This is a genomic window from Streptomyces sp. NPDC004647, from assembly GCF_040609575.1.
Classification (GTDB): domain Bacteria; phylum Actinomycetota; class Actinomycetes; order Streptomycetales; family Streptomycetaceae; genus Streptomyces.
Window position 1 is genome coordinate 1 of the sequence record NZ_JBEXKU010000111.1, and the last position, 19,928, is coordinate 19,928.

Here is a 19,928-nt window from a genome sequence, read left to right on the forward strand (position 1 = left end):
GTCGATTGACCCCCATCGAGTTCGAGACCACCATGAAGCCCGCCACGGCCCTCGCGGCATGAAACCCGACTGTCACCTATCCGTGCAGCAGTCCCGACGAGCGGCGCGTCGTCCGGCGACTGGCCTCGCGAATTTGGGACGGCATCACAGACCAACACACAGCCTGTTGTGGGCCGCCTTGTCAGAGGAGCCGGTAACCCCGTCTATGCATCCGGGTAGCCGATACCAAGATCCGGACCATTCACGGACCAACGACCTCGTGAAGGCAAGTCAGCACCAGCATTTCAGCAGGTCAGACATCATGTGACGTCTGTACCACCAGTAGACGAAGAACCTGCTGGTCAGCTACTCCCCCAAGAAGCTCGGCTTCTTCTAGGAGCAGCAACGAGGGGCGCCTGACCTGGACTTGGGTCCGTCAGGCGCCCCTCGGGGAGCTCACTCCTGCCCGGCCCGGCAGTGCGAGACACAAAAACTACGGCCATCCTGCACAACCCACCCCTTGCCCGATTCATCCCGCCGCCACTCCTGCTGCAGAGCGTCAGGGGCGGTAGGGACGCGTCAGCGCTGGATCCCGCTTCAGCGACGCGCACGGAGACCGGAGGCCGGGCAAGCCCGCCGCGGCCCCACAAGCGGGGCGCTCATCTGTCAGTCGGGCGGTTCCGACAGGTGCGCCAAGATCCGGCAGACCTCCTCGACGACCTCCCGGGCCTCGGCCACGTCCGCGCAGTCACTCAACTCCCTGGCCGCGCCCCCGATCACCGTGGTCAGCACGATCACCCGAACCCGGCCGGCGCGGCGCGTCTCATCGACCCTGAGGAGCTTGGCGTTGCGCCGTACCCATGAGCGGTCCCACTGCCGACGGAGCGCATCGAATCCCGAAGGGCCGTCCTCTTGCCACAGCAGTCTGCCAATACGCCGCCGTACCCAGGCGCCCTCCAGATACGCCCTCGCCCCCGCAACGAACAGCGCGATCGGGTCGGTCACGCCCTGGCCGCGCGCTTCGGCGACCACCGCCGTGGTGCGCCGCTCCTGGTCTTCCTGGAACTCCTCCCACAACGCCAGATACAGCCCTCTCTTGCCCCCGTAGTGGTGGAAGAGGCTGCCGACGGGGATCCCCGAGCGGGCCGCGATCTCCGTCACGCTGGCGTTGGTGTAGCCGCGCTCGGTGAACACATCGAGCGCCGCGTCCAGCAGCGCGCGCCGCGTGGAGTCCCCCGCCGCGGCCGAGGCCGCCCCCAGGGGCTGCGCTGTCCTCTGTACCGCGGTATTCCCCGCCTCAGCCTCGGTCTGCTCCGGTCTTGCCGCTGAGCTGGCCGTCCGCTCCGGGTGGGTCTGGCTCACTGTCCGTCCTCCCCTTCTCCGGCCGCGTCGCGGATGGCGAGGGCGACCAACAGTTCCAGCAGATCAGCGATCCGGCGCGGGTTGCGCCCGGTGCGTTCCTCGATGCGGCGCAACCGGTAGTGCGCCGTGTTGTGGTGCACCTGCAGCCGGTCGGCTGCCAGGCGCAGGTTCAAATCCGCCTTTGCGAACGCTCGTACCGTGGCCGTCAGCGCGCCCCCGCGCCGGACGTCATCATCCAGCAGGGCACTGATCCGAGGGTCGACCAGCTGGCGGGCGATGTCGTCCGCGCGCAGAGCAAGGTACTGGAACGGGGACAGCCGAGGCAGCGCCGCCACCCCTCCGCCGCTGGGTACGAACTCCAGGGCGGCCCTGGCCTCCTGGTAGGCACGCGGCAGCTCCGCCGCGCCCCGGGCCACCGTGCTGATCCCCATGGCCAGGACTGTCCCGTCCCGGGCCAGGCGGCGCTGGACCTCTTCGAAACGCGCGCACACCTCTTCCGGCTCCGTGCCCGTACGCAGCACCGGCACGGCCACGACCTCGCCGTGCCGTACGACCACCAGGACTCGGGCGGAGCGCACCCCGGCGGCGGAGATCGCCGCGCTGGTGATGTAGCCGCTCTCGGCGTCCGCATCCGCCCCACCGTGCCGGGCGCCGTCGACGCAGACCGCCACGACCACCATCATCGGCACGTGCGCGCCGATGCCGTAGGCCTGTGCCGCGGCCAGCAGCGGGCCGCGTGTCGGTACCCCGCCCGCGAGAAGCTGATCGAGCAGGTCCCTGCGCTCGCGGTCCGCGTCGGCCACGACGTGCTGCTGGAACTCGAGGTAGGCCTGTGCGGCCTGTGTGCTGGCGTAGTCCATGTACCGCATCAGCGGGGCGACGAGGGTGAGCGCGGCCTCCTGCCCGGCAGCCGACTGGCCCGCGGAGTCGAGCAACGCCTCCCAGAACACCTGCCGACCGATCCGAAACGCGCTGATCCAGTCCTCCAGGGCGAACCCGGCGCGGGCCCTGCGCATCGCTGCCGCCCTGCTGAAGGCCAGGTCCTCCGGGGCGAAGCTCCGCTCGCCCACGAGCAGCGCCAGTTGAACCCGGTAGTGCGAGAGCAGCTGGTGGCGCACGTCCTCGAAGAAGCGCTCGTCCTGCACCGCGTAGGCGGGGATCTCCGCGTGCATCACCGCGAGCGCGGCCTCCGCCACCTGCTCCACCCGCTCCTTCACAGCGCACAGGATCCGCAGCCGCTCGCAGCGCAGCGGCTCGGAGAGCTCCGGAAGGAACGGGACGATCGCGCGAGGCATGGCGGGATCATCGTCGCCGAATCGTGACCAGTCAACAGGCTGCGCATCGCGAATTCACGTCGGATTGTGCGCGGCGCACAGGGCGGCGCCCGCGAAGTTGGGTGTGCGCACCCAATGCCCCCGAAGTGGGCGCCCGCCTACTGTGGCGCTCCCCCACCCAACCAGGGACCTTGCAGAAAGGGCTGCGCCTATGCTCGCGGTCGACGGTATCACCATGCGCTTCGGCGGAATCACGGCTCTGGACGACGTCGGTTTCGCCGTCGAGCAGGGCACCGCCGTGGGCCTCATCGGGCCCAACGGAGCGGGCAAGACCACGCTCTTCAACTGCCTGACCCGGCGCTGCGCACCCGACGCGGGCACGGTGCGCTACGAGGGCCAGGACCTGCTCTCGTTGCCGCCGCACGCCGTGGCGCGGCAGGGCATCGCCCGCACCTTCCAGAACCTCGGCCTGTTCCAGCACCTCACAGTCCGGGAGAACGTCCTGGTCGGCGCCCACCACCAGGGCCGTGCCGGCTACGTCGACGCCGCACTGCGGCTGCCCCGGGTACGGCGTGAGGAGGCGCGGCTGCGCTCCCGTGCGGAGGAACTGCTGCAGCGGCTGGACTTGGCCGACGTCGCGGACCACCCGGCCTCCGGTCTGCCTTTCGGCACGCTCAAGCGCGTGGAGCTGGCCAGGGCGCTGGCCGTGGAGCCCCGGCTGCTGCTGCTCGACGAGCCGGTCAACGGGCTCAGCCACGGCGAAGTCGAGGTCTTCGCCGACCTGGTCAGGGCGGTGCGCCAGGACTTCGACCTCACCCTGGTCGTGGTCGAGCACCACATGGGCTTCGTGATGGGGCTCTGCGACCGGGTGGTGTGCCTGGACTTCGGACGCAAGATCGCCGATGGGCCACCGGAACAGGTGCAGCGTGACCCGGCCGTCATCGAGGCGTACCTGGGGGCGGCGGCATGAGCGAACAGACGAAGGGCGCTCCGGTGGACGAGACCACGGCGCCGGCCTTCCTCGAGGTGTCGGACCTGCACGCCGGCTACGGGCAGGCCCGCGTCCTGCACGGCATCGACTTCCATGTCGCCCGGGGCGAGGTCTGCGCGATCCTCGGGCCCAACGGCGCGGGAAAGACCACGACCCTGCGGGCGCTGAGCGGCATGGTCAAGGGACGCGGGTCGGTGACCCTGGACGGCGCTCAGTTGCTGGGCCGTTCCCCCGAGCAGGCCGCCCGGCTCGGTGTGGCGCACGTACCCCAGGGCCGGGGCACGTTCAACGACCTCACCGTGGAGGAGAACCTGCGCGTCGGCGCCTATCTGCGCAATCGCCGCGGGCGGTGGGGCGGGAGCGAGCGGGCTGCCGTCGCGGCGGACCTGGACCGGGTCTACGGCTACTTCCCCAAGCTGCGCCAACGCTCCCGGCAGGCTGCGGGCAGCCTCAGCGGTGGCGAGCAGCAGATGCTCGCGATCGGCAGGGCGCTGATGCTCCGTCCCGCGCTGCTGCTCCTGGACGAACCCTCGCTGGGCCTGGCCCCCCTCGTCACCCGTGAGCTGTTCCAGATCGTCCGTACCGTCAACGAGGAGGAGCGCACGACCGTGGTCGTCGTCGAGCAGAACGCCCAGCTCGCGCTGGACATCGCGCAGCAGGCACACGTACTGGAGTCGGGCCGCCTGGTGCTGTCGGGCCCGGCAGATCAGATCCGCCAGGACGGGCAGGTCGCCGAGGTGTACCTCGGCGTCTCCGTCCAGGCCCGGCAAGGCGGGTGATCCCGATGACGGAATTCCTCCAGCAGGTCGTGGAGGGACTGGGGTCGGGCTCGGTCTACGCGAGCCTGGCGCTGGCCCTGGTCCTGATCCACCGGTTCACCGGCATCGTGAACTTCGCTCAGGGCGAGCTCGCCATGATCTCCGCCTACGTGGCGTGGCAGCTGGTCGCCTCGGGGATGCCGTTCTGGCTGGCACTGCCGGTCACGCTCGTGGTGTCCTTCGCGGGCGGCATGCTCATCGAACGCCTGGTCATCCGGCCCGTCGAGGGAGGCCCCGAGCTGACCATGGTGATCGTCACCGTGGGCCTGTTCATCTTCGTCAACGCGGTCGCGGGCCTGATCTGGTCGTTCACCGTGAAGGACTTCCCCCAGCCGTTCCCCGACGGCGGCATCGACCTTGCCGGAGTCAGCGTCGGCTGGTCGACGCTCGGGATCATCGGCGTCGTGGCCGGCGTGATGGGACTGCTGTACCTGCTGTTCCAGCACACCGGGACCGGTCTGGTGATGCGGGCGGTCGCCAGCAACCCCGCCTCGGCCAGGCTGTCGGGGATTCGGGTGGGCCGGGTGCTGATGCTGGGCTGGGGGCTGGCCGCCACGGTCGGCGCGCTGTCAGGCGTGCTGGTCGCACCGCTGCTGTTCCTTGAGCCCAACATGATGGGCGGCGTCCTCATCTACGCCTTCGCCGCGGCCACCCTCGGCGGCTTCGACAGTCCGGTGGGCGCGGTGGCGGGCGGCCTGGTCGTGGGCGTCGCCGAGACTCTGGCAGGGGCCTACGTCGGATTCGTCGGCGCCGACCTGAAGATCGGCGTACCTCTGTTGATCATTCTCGTGGTGCTGCTGGTGCGGCCACAGGGACTCTTCGGCCGGGCGGCGGTGGAACGAGCATGAGCACCGGAGACCTGACCACCAAGACTGCGCGCACCGCGCGCTGGGTACGTCCGCTCGCGGCACTGGTCCTCACCACCGCTCTCCTCGCGGCGCCCTACTACTTCGCCCCGTTCCGGGTCTTTCAGCTGACCATGGTGCTGCTGTACGCGGTCGCCCTGGCGGGTCTCAACCTGCTGGTCGGATACGGCGGGCAGATCTCCCTGGGCCACGGCGCGTTCTTTGCCGTGGGCGCCTACACGGCGGCCGTGATGCTGGACCGGTTCACCATCGACCACCTGGCCACGCTGCCGGTCGCCGCGGCCGGCTGCTTCCTCCTCGGGCTGGGCTTCGGGGTCCCCGCGCTACGGCTCCGCGGTCTCTACCTGGCCCTGGTCACCCTCGCCTTCGCCGTGTTCCTCCCGCCGCTGCTCAAGCGATTCGAGCACGTGACGGGCGGCTCCATGGGCCTGACCGTCGCCAAGCCGCAACCGCCGGCCTGGACCGGGCTGGCCGAGGACCAGTGGCTGTACTTCCTCACCCTCGCGGTGGCCGCGGTCGCGCTGCTGGTCATCCGCAACCTGCTGCGCTCGCGTGTCGGCCGGGCCCTGCTCGCCATCCGGGAGAACGAGAGCGCGGCGGAGGTGATGGGGGTCAAGCTCTCCTTCTACAAGACCCTCGCCTTCGCCTGGAGCGCGATGTTCGCAGGAGTCGCCGGGTGCCTCTACACCTGGGTGATCGGCTTTGTCTCTCCCGACTCCTTCAGCATCAACCTGTCCATCACGCTGCTGGCCGGCCTCGTCGTCGGCGGCCTGGCATCGGTGTACGGGCCGCTGCTGGGCGCGGCGTTCGTGATGTACGTACCGAGCGTGGCCCAGGACATCAGCCCGGCCGCGCCGGGAGTCGTCTTCGGCCTGCTGATCATCGTGGTCATGTACGTGGCCCCGACCGGACTCGCCGGCCTGGCAGGCCGCGCCGGACACACCGTCCGGCGGAGCGTGGAACGTCTCCGACGCACCCGCCGTCGACCGGAGCCCGTTCCCTCCGCCGAACCGCCCGATTCCCCACCCCTCGCCCCCCAGCACCTCACCACACCGCCCACCACCAGAAAGGGTTGACCCGGATGCGCCACAACACCGCCCTGCGGGCAGCTGCGGCAGGAATCGCCGCCCTCCTCACCTCCACCGCCTGCTCCACCCAGCGTGGACAGGAAGATGCCGCCGCTTCAGCCGACGGCGCCTGCAAGGGCCAGCAGACCACGGGTATCACCGACAAGAGCATCAAGCTGGGCGGGATCTACCCGCTGTCCGGACCAGCCTCGGCCTACGGCACCATCAGCAAGGGCGTCAGCGCCTACTTCAAGTACATCAACGCCGAGAAAGGCGGCATCGACGGCCGCAAGGTCGAGTTCGTCGTGCGTGACGACGGCTACCAGCCGCCGAAGGCCGTGGAGGAAGCCCGAAGACTGGTGGAGAGGGAAAAGGTCTTCGCGGTGTTCCAGACACTGGGCACCCCCTCCACCTCGGCCGTGTGGGACTACCTCAACCAGCAGAAGGTGCCGCAGCCGTTCGTCGCGACGGGCGCCTCCGTGTGGGGCACGGACACCAAGCACCCGTGGACCATGGGATGGCAGCCCGACTACGTTTCCGAGTCGCGGGTGTACGCCAACTATCTCAAGGAGAACAAGCCGAAGGCCAAGGTTGCGGTCCTGTTCCAGAACGACGACTTCGGCAAGGACCTGCTCGGCGGCTTCAAGCAAGCCATCAAGGGCAGCAAGGTCGAGATCATCGCCAAGGAGAGCTACGAGGTCACCGACCCGTCCGTCTCGGCCCAGATGAGCAACCTCGCCCGCTCCAAGGCGGACGTGCTGCTGAACATCACCACCCCCAAGTTCGGCAGCCAGGCTCTGGCCGCCGATGCGAAGAACACCAAGTGGAACCCGCTGCACATCGTCAACAGCGTCTCGGCGTCGACCAGTGTCCTCAAGCCCGTTGGCTTCAAGAACGTCCAGGGCGTGGTTTCCGCCACGTACTTCAAGGACCCCGCCGACCCGCAGTGGGCTGACGACGCCGAGATGAAGACCTACCGCAAGGCGATGAAGAAGTACGCCACGGACACCGACCCCTCGATCCAGTTCAACGCCTACGGCTGGGCGGTGGCCTCAAGCCTGCACAAGGCACTGGATGCCATGAAGTGCCCGACCAGAGAAGGACTGCGCGACGCCGTCCAGAAACTCAAGGACGTCAAGGTGGGCATGCTGCTGCCCGGCGTCACCCTGAACACCGGAGACAAGGACCGGTTCCCCATCGAAACCATGCAGCTCATGCGCTTCAAGGGTGAACGATGGGGCCTCTTCGGCGACCCCCTCGACACCCGCAAGAAGTTCGGTCCGGTCACGGACTGACGGCCAGCCAACCCGGAGGGCCGGCCTGAGCAACCTCAGCCGGCCCTCCGGCAGATCCCCACCGTGCGCGACTGAGCGAGCTGCGATTCCTCCAAGCCGCTAAGACCTGTGGCGCTGCATGTGCCGCCGTTGATCAGTGGTCGCCGATGCGGAACGTGAGACGGCGCGGCCGAGCGCCGATGCGAGATACGGCCACGACAGCCTCAAGTTCGGACAGATCTGGGCAGTCGGACCTCCGTGCTCTCAGCTGGCGTGAAGGATCCGAAAGCGATCGGGTTCCGCCGGATCTCGATCAACGACTTGGATTGGCGTCCAAGCCCATTGCCAAACGCTGATGCCTGGCGTGCGGGAGAACTGGATCTGCCCGCGGGTGCCTTCGACTGCAACGCGCGGCCAGGATTCGGCAGTGCGCGCCCGGTCCGCGCCGTGAGAACGCAGCACATCGGCGAGGACGGCGACCGTGTCGTAGCCCTCGAAGGCGACGAAGGAGGGCGCTTCGGCCAGCCGCTCGCGGAGGGCCGTCTCGACTCGTGCACCGAGTGGGCTGAGGCGCTCGGGCAGGTAGCGCAAGAACGGGATCGCGGCGCTGTCGTCGCCCAGCAACGTCGCCCATTCGGCGAACTCCGGTTGCCCGGCCGGAGCACCAATCATGATCTCGGCGAGGCGCCGGTCGCGGCGGACAGACTTGACGATCGACACTGCCGGCTCCGGGTGGCCGACCAGAAGAAGGAGGGCTGTCGCGCGATTGTCGACGAGTTCGTCGCACACGGCCGTGGGGGCGAGCGCGCGCATGTCGAGTTCGATGACGGTGCCGCCGCGTGGAGCGAGGTAGTCCCGCAGAATGCGGGCCCCAGATGCCCAGTAGACACTCGACTCGGCTGCTACGGCGATTCGGCTGTAGCCCGCGCTGAGGAGGAAGTCTGCGTAGATCTGCCAGCCGTGGGACTGCGCCGGGGCGAGGCGCGCGACTCACCATGTCGCCCGCATCCAACCGACGGCCGCTGCCGATAGGTCAGCTGACACTCATGTCCGCCGGGTCCGCGGCCGGGTGCGCTCGACCGTGCGGTGGCGTTTCACCGTGCCGGCCTCGGCGCAGCAGGAATATCGACAAGAGACCGATCACTGCCGCGAACAAGGTGGAGCCGATCGTGATGACTGCGAATCCCTGACGGGAAGCGTGGCCGGCGCTGCCCACAAAACTGGCGAACAGTGAGCCGAACAGCGACACCGCGATGGCCTCGCTTCCCAGCCGGACGGTATTGATCCATCCGGCCGCCATGCCCGCCTCTTTCTCGGCCACCTGCGCCAATGCCTCACCGTCGATCAAACCGGCCTGGAGCCCGAATCCGGCGCCGACCATCACCATCGGAAGCGTCATCCATGCGAGGCCCTGCTCCGCGACCGCGCCCGTGGCCACCAGGCCCACGACCATCAGTGTGATGCTCCAGATCAGGATTTTGTCCACGGCTGTCCCTCTGGCAGCCAGACGTCCGGCGATCAGCGGGGAGATCAGTACCGGCATGGTCAGGAACATCATGAACGCGCCACTTGCACCTGGTGAGGAGCCGTAGGCGCCTTGGAAGAAGACCGGCATGTAGGCAACCGCGTTGGTGAAGGTGAAGGATGCCACCGCAACCACCAACGTCATTCCGGAAAAGCGCTTACTTCGCAGAGTGCGCAGGCTCAGCAGGGGGCTTGGAGCGGTGGATTCCCGCCACGCGAAAAGTCCGTAACAGACGAACCCGGCAGCTGTACACAGCAGGAAGGGGAGTGACACCCATCCCGTCGCCGAACCGAGCGCCAACCCACCGAGCGTCAGAGTGGTCGCCACGCAGAAGAGCACTGCTCCGGCCACATCGATCCGGGCCGCATACCTCTTCTCATGGGCGGCCGCTCGGCGGATCAGCGGCATGCCGAGGCACGCGATGACCAGGCAGCCCAGTTGGAATCCGTAGACGAACCGCCAGCCGACGACCTGGGTGAACAGACCGCACAGGGACGGGCCGAAGGCCAGGGACAGACCCGCGACCGATCCCAGTAGGGCGAAAGCACGGGTTCGGCGTTCACCCTCGAAATTCGATGACACCACCGCCGTGCCCACCGAGAAGACGGCACCCGCGCCGGCCCCCGCCACCAGCCGGGCCACGTCCAGCATCAGGTAGTTCGCGGCGACCAGGCTGATCGCGGATCCGACGCCGAAGATCAGCAACCCGATCATCAGGGCTCGCCATCGCCCGATGATGTCCGCGATGGAGCCCCAGATGAGAGTCGAGCAGGCAAAGGTCAGCGTGTATCCGTTGAGAGCCCACTGCTCGCCTGTTGACGATGCCCCTAGGTCATGTGCGATGTCGCCCAGGGACACGGCTGTTCCGGACACCGACAAGGGGACCGTGAAGATGGTGAGCAAGATGATGGGCATCACCAGGCGCGTACCGGACGGCGCAGCACCCGGCTGCTCGATATCAGACGTCATCGTATTCCTCTACCTACTCCCGCACGGCGCAGGAACGGACGGGCCGGGTTCGTCCCCGGGTTGGCAACACCAGGCCGCAGCGACGGCCGGCCGTCCAACACGGGCTTCCATAGCCGGCCGGTATGGGACGGCCGATGCCGTCACGCCCTGGCGTTGACCGACCGGCACTCGTCGAGGAAGTCCACGATGTGGCCGAACACGTCCAGGGCCGCGTTGCGGCCGATGAACGTGTCGAGGTGGCCGTATCCGGGAACCTCCACATAGCGGACGTCCATCTCGGGGTACCGGCGCGTCAGGACGTCGTGGCAGAGCTCGTTGGAGTCGTACCAGAAGCGGTTGTCGCTGCCGGACAGGAGCATCAGCGGTGCCTCGAACTTCCCCGCGTTGTCGAGCGCGTTCTTCGGCAACGCGTCGTAGCGGCCGTCGGCGTCGTCGTACCGCATCATCGTGTGGGCCAGTTCGATGCTGCGCAGATGCGGCAGGATCCACATCGGCACCGCGCCGTACAGGTCGGCCAGGCGGTCGTGGGTGACGTCATCGAGGTTGTCGTGCTCGAAGAGCGAACCACCCACGCCCCACGAGTCGTTGTGCAGGATCTGGCAGTTGGGGTCCTTGCACTCGGCGCCCAGCGAGACCTCCGCGAAGATCAGCGAGTGCTTCGACCACAGGCCCACCTTCTTGAAGTCGGTGGGGATGTTGACGAAGCGGGACCGGAGCAGTTCCCCGCCGAAGTGCAGGCGCGCTCGCGTCTTCCAGGACATCTTCGGCGTGAGGAACACCCCCTGCGCGACGACGCCGGTCAGGCCGGGCACCAGCCCCGCCGCCATGCTCAGCGACAGGCACATCGCCCCGATGCAGTGCGCGACGACCAACAGCTCGCGGCCGTCGATCCGTTCCCTGATCAGCGACACCGCCTCGGGGATGTCGTAGAGCGCCACGTCGTCGAAGGTGTAGCGCACCCGGCCCTCGTTGTACGGAAGACGGCAGCTGCCGCGCCAGTCGAGCAGCCAGGGCTCGTAGCCCGCGTCGAGCAGGACGTCGACCAGGTTGCGGGTCTCGGGCAGCGTGAACATGTCCGCCGAGGCGGTGAGACCGTGCAGGATCAGCACGGCCGGGCGGTCGGTGGCGCCGTCCTCGGGGGCGACCCGGCACAGGCCGAGCTCCGTGCCGTCGGAGGCGGTGAAGGGGATCTCCTCGACCCGGTCCCCGAGTGCGTGGTGGAGGGGCCTCAGCGTCATCGGGTCTGCTCCCTTTTGATCATCAGCTTCCTGATCTTGCGTTGCAGCTTGTCCTTGTCCCGGTCGATCGCGTCCCGGCGCAGGTCCAGGAGTTCGGCGGCGACGCGCAGGGACGGCTCCGCGAGCCCCATGCCCACCTGCACGAAGAACCACGACAGCCAGGCCAGTTTGGCGAGCCGCTGCTCCTGTGACGACAGCCGCGGATCGACCCGGATCCCGTCGATCTGGTCCGGGACGTAGCTCTTGCCGGGCACCTTGACAACACCGGCCAGGCCGGCCGGCTCGCCCTCGCGCCCGATGGTGACCTCGATGGTCCGGGTCTGCTTCCAGAAGTCACGGCTGGCGCGGGCCGTCTTCCAGCCCTCCAGCCACCAGCGGCCGCCGTCCCGGTCCACCAGGACCAGGCGGTAGCGCAGCAGCGGGTGGTCACTGCCGTGCCGGAGCGGGACGCCCTCGTCGGGACGGACCCAGATCTCGCCCGCCTCCACCGTCAGCGGCTCCGGGTGCAGCCGCTCGCAGGTCACCTCGCCGCGGACGTCGATCTTCCGGTGGCGTACGACCTGGTACATGCTCGCGATGGACAGCGTGAGGGCCATCCGGCACTTGGTGTCGCGGTCCTCCCCGATCGGGCCCACATGGCCCTTCGTCCGCTCGCGGAACGACAGATAGGGCGGGTCCTCGCGGCTGGGCAGCCGCGCCACGCCGTCCTTCGCCATCCGCTCGAAGGCCTTCAACTGGGCCTGGGCGCCGTACCGTTCGGCCATCGGCAGGCGGTGCCGCGTCACGAACATCTCGGTGCGTTCCGCCCCGGCCTCGGGGCCGAACATCAGCGCCTCGAACAGCTTCATCGCGGTGGGGCTGCGCAGGATCCGGACCAGGAAGTCGAGTTCGGGCACCGGCTCGGCCGCATGCCGCTGGAGCAGGTCGTCGCGCCAGTCCCGCCAGTTGGCCACCCGTACGTTCATGCCGGCCAGCTTCATGTCCTTGACCAGTTCCGGCAGCGTCTCCGCGCGGCCGGTCAAGTTGTAGTTCTGGCCCCATGCCTTGGGATCGAACACCACCGCGGCCGCCACCTTGCTGATCCAGTCCACCGGTGCCAGGTTCATGAACTTGAACGCCGGGACGGTCCGGTACCGGGAGAACGCCCCGATCAGGCCGGTGCTGAGGTCGCGCGGGTTGTACACGCCGGTACGGGTGTGACCGCCGATCGCGCCCGGACGCAGGAACGTCACGGTCAGGCCGTGCTCGCGGGCCCGCCGCAGCACGGCCTCGGCAGCCCACTTCGACTTGTCGTAGCCCGCGAAGAGCCGGTCGATGTGGGCGACCGGGTCGTCCTCGCCCATTTTCTCGATGCCGACCTCGTTGAACACGGCGACCGACGAGATGTGGTGCAGCGGCTTGGGCCGCCCGGTCGTCGCCAGCTCGGCGAGGACCAGCGGGCCGAGCACATTGGTCTGGCGCAGCGACGGGTAGCCGCGCAGGAAGTCGACCGCGGCGGCGACGTTGACGATCGCGTCGATCTCCTGGGCCAGGCTCTCCCAGCCCTCCTGCGACAGGCCGAGGCGCGGCTGCCTGAGGTCCGCCGCGAGCACCGTGACCCGCCGCCGGACCTCGCTGGACCAGGGCTGGTCGAAGCTCGCCAGGGCGTCGGCGAGGCGTCGTTCGGCGGCGGCGTCGTCCGCCGCGCGCACCAGGCACACCACGTGGGCGTCCCGCTGCCGCAGCAGGTCGAGCAGGAGGTGGCTGCCGAGGTAGCCGGTGGCACCGGTGAGCAGGATGCGGCGCGGCGGCACGGGGTCGGCCTGGTGGCTGAACGGCAGCCGGTCGGCGAGCGCGAGGTCGGCCAGGATCATCTCCAGGTCCTCGTCCGCCCCGTCGGCCGACGCGCGGACGACGACCGGCGCGATCGCCGGCGAGGCGTTCGACGACGGCGCGGCCGGCGCGTTCGGCGACGGCGCGTCCGGCTGGGCGTCGGGCACCGCGGTGGGCAGCCCCGCTCCGGCGGCCCAGCGCTGCGCGAGGCGGCGGGGCCGCGCGTCCGCGAAGACGTCGTCCAGGCTCACCCGTACGTCCAGCTCCCGGGCCATGACCGCGACGAGCTCGACCGCGTCGACCGACGACAGACCGGCGTCGAACAGGTCCGTCTCGGCGTCGGGCGTGCTCCCCGGCAGGAAGCGGGCGGCCCGGGCGACGATGTCCGCGGCGACCTCCGTGACACCGCGGGCCCCCGCCCCGCCGGCGGGCGCCGGCTTCGGGGCGGCGGGCTCGGCCGACTTCCGGAAGCGCGCCAGGAGGTCGGAGGCCTGGGCGCGGCCGGGGCCGCGCCGCTCGATCACCTCCTCCTCGGGACGACGGTTGACACTGCGGTTGCGGCTGGTACCGCTACCCGCCTCAGGCATTGCTGACCTCCGCTGCATTTTCGGATCCGAGGTCCCAGGAACGGAACTCCCGGAGTTGTGCCACCGCCACCGCCACCTCGAGGCGCGGTGCCTCGACGTCGCCGCCGCCCAGGCGGGAGACCAGGCGCCGTGCGGGAATGTTGCGGGGCGTGTTGTCGGCGACGAGGCGCACCGTGCCGCATCCGTGGTCCTCGGCCCGGTCGGCCAGCCACTGCAGCAGCCGGTCCTCCACTCCCCGGCCGAGCACACGGCAGCTCATCATCCAGGCGACCACTTCGAGTGCGTCCTTGTCCGCCGTGACGGCCAGGACGCCGATCTGCCCGTACGCGCCGAACCGGTCGCGTGCGGTCGCCGTCCACACCTCGCCGTCCTTCCGCAGCCGCTCCAGTTCGGCGGCGTCCAGAGGGCGGGGCCGCAGGTTGAACTGGTTGGTGCGCCTGCTCAGTTGGATGGTGCGCTCGGCCGTCTCCTCGGACACGGGCTCGATGTCGAGTTCGAGCTGAAGGTTCTCCAGGAACTCGGCGAAGCCCAGCTGTGCACGGGCCTCGCCGCGCACCTGCTCCTGCCGGTAGAACTCGGCCCTGGCGGAGTCCTCCGCCGTCGCGGCCCGCGGCACCATCGGCCACAACCGCGCGACGAAGTCGGCGAGTTCGCCCGCGCTCGGGCAGGTGACGCACAGCACCTCGGGCAACTGGGCGCGCACTCCGGCGATTTCCACCGGGTTGTCGTCGAGGAAAAGGAAGCTGTCGAGGCCGAGCCGCAGCTCCTCGGCGATCTTCACGATCCGCGTCCACTTCGGCTCCCACGCCGCGGAGATCGCGGCGAAGTGCTCCCGGTGCAGCGGGCTGTCCGGCCGGTCGAGGATCCGGTGCACCGTCTCCTCGTCGTTGTTGGAGACCAGGGCGAGCAGCACTCCGGCCTCCCGCCACTGGAGCAGCCGCTGGGCGAGCAGGGCGCGCGGACCGGTCAGGTCGACGTTGTCGGGACCGATCTCACCGGCCACGCCGCTCCACAGCGTCTCGTCCCCGTCGACGACGATCACCTTGGGCGCCCGGCGGCGGACCTTCCAGATGACGTCGGCGAGCCGCAGCGCCACGACCGCCTGGAACTCGTCCTGGAACGGCAGGTGAGCTATGTCGTCGGTGTGCGCGTCGAACACGTCGGCCACCGGGTAGTCGTCGTCGTTCCACGCGTCCGAGGGCAGTACGGCGATGCCCGGCTGGTCGGCGAGGCGCGCCGTCACCTGCCGCTCCCACTCGCGCAGCCGTTCGTCGTCGGAGCGCTCCGGCAGGAAGGCCACGACGAGCGGGGTGCGGGTGCGGTCGGCGAGGGCGCGCAGGGCGGCCGGGTACTCGTCGGCGAGCTGGGCGAGCAGGTCGCCGTCGCCGTCCGTGTCCGCGAAGCGCGTCAAGTCGCCGGGACGCAGCAGGACGAGGCTCGCGACCGTCGACGTCTGGGCGAGGACGCTGCCCGGGTCGTGCAGGCTCGCCAGGACCTGGTGGTAGGGGGCCTCGGCCACGTCGAAGGGCCCGCCGCCGTCGACACCGGCGTCCTCCAGGGCGACCGACAGCATGGCCGGGAGGTTGCCGAGGGCGAAGGTGGCCGCGACGGCTATCTGGCTTGCGGGGTGGGGTTCGGTCGTGGTGGTGGCCGGTGCGGGTTCGATGGGCACGGCGGGCTCGGTGGCCGTTGCGGGATCGGGGGCCACGGTGGTGGGTCCTTCCGGTAGCGCGAGGAGGGTGTCGGGGCCGTCGGCGATCTCGGCGGCGAGGGCGAGGCAGCCGCGCGCGAGGTCCGCGCAGCTCGCCTCGTCGAGGACGTCGGCGTTGTACTCGAGGCCGACCTTCCCGAGGCCCGGCATCACGGTGACCATCAGGTCGAGGTCGGAGTAGCCGGTGCCCGCCGGGACGATCTGGAGGCCCTCCGCGGCACCGGCCTGCGGCGGCATGTAGTTGAAGTAGACCTCGACGAGGGGCGCGTCCTTGCGGTACAGCCCCTCCTCGACGAGGGCGGACATCGCGTCGAAGAACGTGACGCCGCGTTCCAGGACCCGGCTCAGCCGGCTGTCGGTGCGCCGCAGTACGTCGGCTACCGCCTCCCCCGCCTCCACCTGGGCGGCGTACGGGATGGGCAGGCCGAAGTACCCGACCGCGTCCAGAGCGGACACGTGCATGCGGGTGTCCACGGGGACCGCGAGGACGAACCTGTTCCGCTCGCGCAGCCGGGCGAGGTGCACCGTCAGGACGCCGAGCCAGAAGGCGGCGGGCGTGATGCCGAGGCGGTTCGCCCGGGCCGCCACCTTCTCGTGGAGGTCCTGCGGCAGGTCCGCCAGGTGCATGGCCGAGCGGAACGACCGCTCCACCGGCCGCGGCCCGGCCAGTTCCAGGTCGAGGCGCCGGGCCCCCACGAAGTCCTCGCGCCAGTCGGCCGAGGGGCCCTGCTCGTCCGCCGGGCGCGCGGCCTGTGCCCGCAGCAGCAGGTCGATGTCGCGGTTGGTGACGGCGGCGGGCGGCTCGGCGCCGCCGAGTCCGGCGCCGAGGCCGTGGGCCACCAGCATCAGCGACGCCAGGTCGGAGACCGCGTGGTGCGCGCCGAACACGAGAACCTGCTCGCCGGACGGGTAGGCGAGCAGCTCGAACCGCCACAGCGGAGCGAGGGACAGGTCGAACGGCGGCTCCATCAGCGCGCGCAGCCGCTCGTCCACGTCCGTGCCCTCGTCCACCGGTGACCAGCGCACCAGGTCGTCGTCGAGGGAACGCCGGACCTCCAGCTGCTGCCCGCCGTCCGCGTCCGGGACGATCGCGGTGCGCAGCGCGGCGTGCCGGGCGGTCAGCGAGGCGATCACCTCGGTGAGGCGGTCCCGCGTCGTCGGGGCCGTGAGCCGCACGGCGAGGCCGATGTGGTGCGTGACGCCGGGCGTGCCGTGCTGCTCGGTGCGGAGCAGGCGTACGACGTCCCGTGTGGCGGGATGGCGTACGACCTCCGCGACGTCCTCGGCGTCCTCGGTGCCCCCGGCCGCGTCAGGACCCGCCGCGTCGGCCGCGGCAGCGCCGTCGACGGCCTGGCCCGCGCCCGCGATGAGCTGGTCGGCGATGCTCTCGACGCCGGCGCCGTTGAACAGGGAGGCGATCGGCAGGGCCTGGCCGAAGTCCGACTCGATCAGGCTGCGGATCTGCATGGCCATCACGGAGTCGAGGCCCTGGCCGACGAGCGGCGCGACGGTGTCGATCTCCGTGGTGTCGAACCCCATGGTTCCGGCGAACCGGTACCGCAGCCGGTCCACGACCGCGTCCCGCGAGTCGAGCGCCATGCGACCGTCCGCGCCGGCCGCCCGGCCGGCGCGGGCCACGGCGACGCGGCGGCGGGGCGGGAACAGACCGGCGAGGAGCGGGGGCAGCAGGCCCGGCTCGGTGGCGCGCAGGACGGGCTCGTCGAGGGCGGCCGCGAGGAGCAGCGCATCGTCCGCGTCCCGGGTGAGCGCGGCGTCCAGGAGCCCGAGCCCCTGGTCGGTGCCGAGGGCGGCGATCCCGCCGCGCCTGATCCGCTCCAGGTCCGCCTCGCCGAGGTGCCCGGTCATGCCGGTGGCCTCCGCCCACAGGCCCCAGGCGAGGGACAGTCCGGGCAGACCGGTGCGGCGGCGCTGCTGCGTCAGCGCGTCGAGGAACGCGTTCGCGGCGGCGTAGCTGCCCTGCCCCGCCCCGCCCAGCACGCCCGCGAGTGAGGAGAAGACCACGAAGGCGGACAGGTCCGTCCCGGCGGTCAGTTCGTGCAGATGCCAGGCGGCGTCGGTCTTCGGCCGCAGAACGGCGTCCAGGCCGTCCGCGTCGATCGACTCGACGACGGCGTCGTGGAGCACGCCGGCGGCATGGACGACGGCGGTCAGCGGATACGCGTCCGGCACATCGCGCAGTGCGCGCTCCAGCTGGTCGCGGTCGGCCACGTCGCAGGCCCGCACGGTGACCCGCGCCCCGGAGACGGCGAGTTCGTCGCGCAACGCCTCGGCCCCCTCGGCCGCGGAGCCGCGCCGGGACAGGAGGAGCAGATGCCGGGCGCCGAGCCCGGCGGCGTGCCGGGCCACCTGTGCGCCGAGGCCGCTCGTCCCGCCGGTGATCAGGACGGTGCCCGTGCCGAGGGCCTCGGCCGTGCCGTCGGCCACCGGTGCCGTCTCCTGGCGACGCAGGGCGGGAACGTACAACTTCCCTTCCCTGAGGGCCAGTTCGTGGCGGCCGGTACGCAGCGCGTCGTGGAGCGCGGCCTCGTCGAGGCCGTCCAGGTCGCCGTCCGCGTCCAGGAGGACGACGCGGCCGGGGTTCTCCGCACGGGCGGCCCTGGCCAGCCCCCACACGGATGCATGGGCGAGGTTGACGGCGGCGTCGGGCTCCTCGGCACCGGTGAGCACGGCTCGGCGGGTCAGCACGACCAGGCGCGCCGAGGCGGGCCGGTCCTGGGCCAGCCACTTCTGCACGCCGCGCAGGGTGTCCCGCAGCACCGCCCGCGCCTGGGCGGCCTCGTCACCGGCGGCGGCCCCGGCATCGGGCCCGGCGTCGGCGGCCTTCAAGAGCGTCACGTCCGACGCGTCCGCGTCGGGGTCCACGGCCGAGGCGTCCTCGTCCGCCGCGTACGGCGACCACTCGACGGACAGCAGCGCCGCCGTGCTGCTGTCCGATGTGGCGAGGTCGCCCGCCGTCACCGGGCGTACGAGGAGCGAGTCGATCCGGGCGACCGGCGTGCCGGACGGATCGGCCGCCTCCACCGTGAAGGTGTCTCCCCCGGTGGGGGCGATGCGCACGCGCACCTCGCTCGCGCCGCGGCCGTGCAGGGCGACCGTTCCGAAGGAGAAGGGCAGCGGCGTACGGCCGTCCAGGCCGTCCACCGCCGCGGCCTGGAGCGCCGCGTCGAGGAGGGCGGGGTGCAGTGCGAACCGCTGCGCCTCCTCCGCCTGCCGGCCGGGCAGGGTGACCTGCGCGAGGATCTCGTCGCCGAGCCGCCACACATCGGACAGGCCCTGGAACGCCGGTCCGTACTCCAGACCTGCGCCGGCCATCGTGTCGTAGTGGGCGGCGGCGTCCAGGCGCTCCGCACCGGCGGGCGGCCACGCGGCGCCGAGCAGCGGCCCGTTGGCCTCCGGTGCCGTGACGGCGTTCGTGACGGCGTTCGTGATGAGTACGGCGCTCGCGTGCTGGGTCCACTCGGCCGTGCCGGCGTGCCGGCGGGGCCGGGAGTAGATGTCCAGCGGGCGGCCGGTACCGGTCCCGTCCGCGGCCCCGATCTGCACCTGTATGTCGATCTCGCCCTGTTCGGGGAGAGTCAGCGGTGCATGCAGGGTCAGGTCCCGCAGCACGTCGCAGTCGACCTCGTCGCCCGCCCGGAGGGCCATTTCCACGAAGGCGGTTCCCGGGAGCAGCACCGTGCCGAAGACCGCGTGGTCCTCCAGCCACGGGTGCGTGGCGCGGGATATCCGTCCGGTGAGCACGACGTCGTCGCTGCCCGCGAGGCGTACGGCCGCACCGAGCAGCGGATGCCGCACCGCGTCCAGGCCCGCGGAGCCGACGTCGGCGGCCGTGGCGGCGGCGGGCTGCCAGTACCGGCGCCGCTGGAAGGCGTAGGTTGGCAGCTCCACCAGCCGACCACCCGCCACCCACGGCGACCAGTCCACATCGACACCCGCGACGAACACCTCGGCCAGGCTCCGCAGCAGTTGGGCCTCTTCGCCTTCGTTGCGGCGGAGCGTGCCGACCGCGGTCACTCCGGCCGTACGGCGGTGATCGGCGTTCTGCGCCACGGCGCCGAGCAGGACGGGGTGGGGGCTGCTCTCGACGAAGACGCGGTGCCCGGCCTCCAGCAGCTTCCGAAGGGCGGCGTCGAAGCGGACGGTCTCGCGGAGGTTGGTGAACCAGTACTCCGCGTCCATTTCGGCCGTGTCGATGGCCTCGCCGTACACCGTGGAGAACAGCGGTACTTGACCCGTACGCGACTCAATCCCCCCGAGTGCGTCGAGGAGTTCGTCCTTCAGCTCCTCCACCTGCGGCGAGTGCGAGGCGTAGTCGACCGCGATACGACGCGCCTGGACGCCATCGGCCTCACACCCGGCCATCAACGCGTCCAGCTCATCGGACGCACCCGACACCACAACCTGCTCAGGCCCGTTGACCACCGCAATCTGCAA

11 protein-coding genes and 1 pseudogene are annotated in these 19,928 nt (G+C 70.6%); 5 read left to right on the forward strand and 7 right to left on the reverse strand.

Annotated features, from left to right (window positions below; all coding sequences use genetic code 11):
- Positions 1-645: 645 nt before the first annotated feature.
- Both ABZW18_RS31080 and ABZW18_RS31085 read right to left on the reverse strand, forming a co-directional pair.
- The gene (locus ABZW18_RS31080; protein WP_356193966.1) at positions 646-1,341 is read right to left on the reverse strand and encodes a TetR/AcrR family transcriptional regulator; all 696 of its coding nucleotides are present in this window, start codon (positions 1,339-1,341) and stop codon (positions 646-648) included.
- Positions 1,338-2,636: a helix-turn-helix domain-containing protein gene (locus ABZW18_RS31085; RefSeq protein ID WP_356193968.1), complete on the reverse strand. Its 1,299-nt coding sequence runs from the start codon at positions 2,634-2,636 to the stop codon at positions 1,338-1,340. Before ABZW18_RS31085 ends, ABZW18_RS31080 begins: the two co-directional genes overlap by 4 nt.
- 190 nt (positions 2,637-2,826) lie before the next feature.
- Between ABZW18_RS31085 and ABZW18_RS31090 the strand changes: the two genes are divergently transcribed.
- Genes ABZW18_RS31090 through ABZW18_RS31110 form a run of 5 tightly spaced genes read left to right on the forward strand, consistent with a single transcriptional unit; the run spans position 2,827 to position 7,652 of the window.
- Positions 2,827-3,585, forward strand: a complete 759-nt coding sequence (locus tag ABZW18_RS31090) for an ABC transporter ATP-binding protein (protein ID WP_356193971.1) — start codon at positions 2,827-2,829, stop codon at positions 3,583-3,585.
- Positions 3,582-4,385, forward strand: coding sequence for an ABC transporter ATP-binding protein (locus tag ABZW18_RS31095; RefSeq protein ID WP_356193973.1), 804 nt, complete (start codon positions 3,582-3,584; stop codon positions 4,383-4,385). The genes ABZW18_RS31090 and ABZW18_RS31095 overlap by 4 nt, the downstream gene beginning before the upstream one ends.
- Before the next feature lie 5 nt (positions 4,386-4,390).
- On the forward strand, positions 4,391-5,272 hold the full coding sequence (locus ABZW18_RS31100; RefSeq protein ID WP_356193974.1) for a branched-chain amino acid ABC transporter permease: 882 nt from the start codon (positions 4,391-4,393) through the stop codon (positions 5,270-5,272).
- A complete protein-coding gene (locus ABZW18_RS31105; protein WP_356193976.1) occupies positions 5,269-6,366 on the forward strand; it encodes a branched-chain amino acid ABC transporter permease in 1,098 nt (365 codons plus the stop codon). Before ABZW18_RS31100 ends, ABZW18_RS31105 begins: the two co-directional genes overlap by 4 nt.
- Positions 6,367-6,371: 5 nt before the next feature.
- The gene (locus tag ABZW18_RS31110; RefSeq protein ID WP_356193978.1) at positions 6,372-7,652 is read left to right on the forward strand and encodes an ABC transporter substrate-binding protein; all 1,281 of its coding nucleotides are present in this window, start codon (positions 6,372-6,374) and stop codon (positions 7,650-7,652) included.
- A 243-nt stretch (positions 7,653-7,895) separates the two neighbouring features.
- Here the strand turns inward: ABZW18_RS31110 and ABZW18_RS31115 are convergent.
- The 5 genes and pseudogenes from ABZW18_RS31115 to ABZW18_RS31135 form a co-directional block, all read right to left on the reverse strand.
- Positions 7,896-8,621 (reverse strand): annotated as a pseudogene (locus tag ABZW18_RS31115) (amino acid ABC transporter substrate-binding protein); the annotation flags it as partial.
- Positions 8,622-8,664: 43 nt separating this feature from the next.
- Positions 8,665-10,125 carry an MFS transporter gene (locus tag ABZW18_RS31120; RefSeq protein WP_356193980.1) on the reverse strand — a complete coding sequence of 487 codons (1,461 nt, stop codon included), beginning with the start codon at positions 10,123-10,125 and terminating at the stop codon, positions 8,665-8,667.
- 140 nt (positions 10,126-10,265) lie between these two features.
- Positions 10,266-11,363 (reverse strand): alpha/beta fold hydrolase, encoded by a 1,098-nt coding sequence (locus tag ABZW18_RS31125; RefSeq protein WP_356193982.1) that lies wholly within the window; start codon positions 11,361-11,363, stop codon positions 10,266-10,268.
- Positions 11,360-13,762, reverse strand: coding sequence for a thioester reductase domain-containing protein (locus ABZW18_RS31130; protein ID WP_356193984.1), 2,403 nt, complete (start codon positions 13,760-13,762; stop codon positions 11,360-11,362). The genes ABZW18_RS31125 and ABZW18_RS31130 overlap by 4 nt, the downstream gene beginning before the upstream one ends.
- Positions 13,755-19,916: an HAD-IIIC family phosphatase gene (locus ABZW18_RS31135; protein ID WP_356193986.1), complete on the reverse strand. Its 6,162-nt coding sequence runs from the start codon at positions 19,914-19,916 to the stop codon at positions 13,755-13,757. Before ABZW18_RS31135 ends, ABZW18_RS31130 begins: the two co-directional genes overlap by 8 nt.
- Positions 19,917-19,928 lie beyond the last annotated feature (12 nt).

What these genes read in the sequence shown, in the direction of transcription:
- ABZW18_RS31085 (WP_356193968.1), bottom strand. Translation starts at nt 2,636, where the DNA reads ATGCCTCGCGCGATCGTCCCGTTCCTTCCGGAGCTCTCCGAGCCGCTG.
- ABZW18_RS31090 (WP_356193971.1), top strand. Translation starts at nt 2,827, where the DNA reads ATGCTCGCGGTCGACGGTATCACCATGCGCTTCGGCGGAATCACGGCT.
- ABZW18_RS31095 (WP_356193973.1), top strand. Translation starts at nt 3,582, where the DNA reads ATGAGCGAACAGACGAAGGGCGCTCCGGTGGACGAGACCACGGCGCCG.
- ABZW18_RS31100 (WP_356193974.1), top strand. Translation starts at nt 4,391, where the DNA reads ATGACGGAATTCCTCCAGCAGGTCGTGGAGGGACTGGGGTCGGGCTCG.
- ABZW18_RS31105 (WP_356193976.1), top strand. Translation starts at nt 5,269, where the DNA reads ATGAGCACCGGAGACCTGACCACCAAGACTGCGCGCACCGCGCGCTGG.
- ABZW18_RS31110 (WP_356193978.1), top strand. Translation starts at nt 6,372, where the DNA reads ATGCGCCACAACACCGCCCTGCGGGCAGCTGCGGCAGGAATCGCCGCC.
- ABZW18_RS31120 (WP_356193980.1), bottom strand. Translation starts at nt 10,125, where the DNA reads ATGACGTCTGATATCGAGCAGCCGGGTGCTGCGCCGTCCGGTACGCGC.
- ABZW18_RS31125 (WP_356193982.1), bottom strand. Translation starts at nt 11,363, where the DNA reads ATGACGCTGAGGCCCCTCCACCACGCACTCGGGGACCGGGTCGAGGAG.
- ABZW18_RS31130 (WP_356193984.1), bottom strand. Translation starts at nt 13,762, where the DNA reads ATGCCTGAGGCGGGTAGCGGTACCAGCCGCAACCGCAGTGTCAACCGT.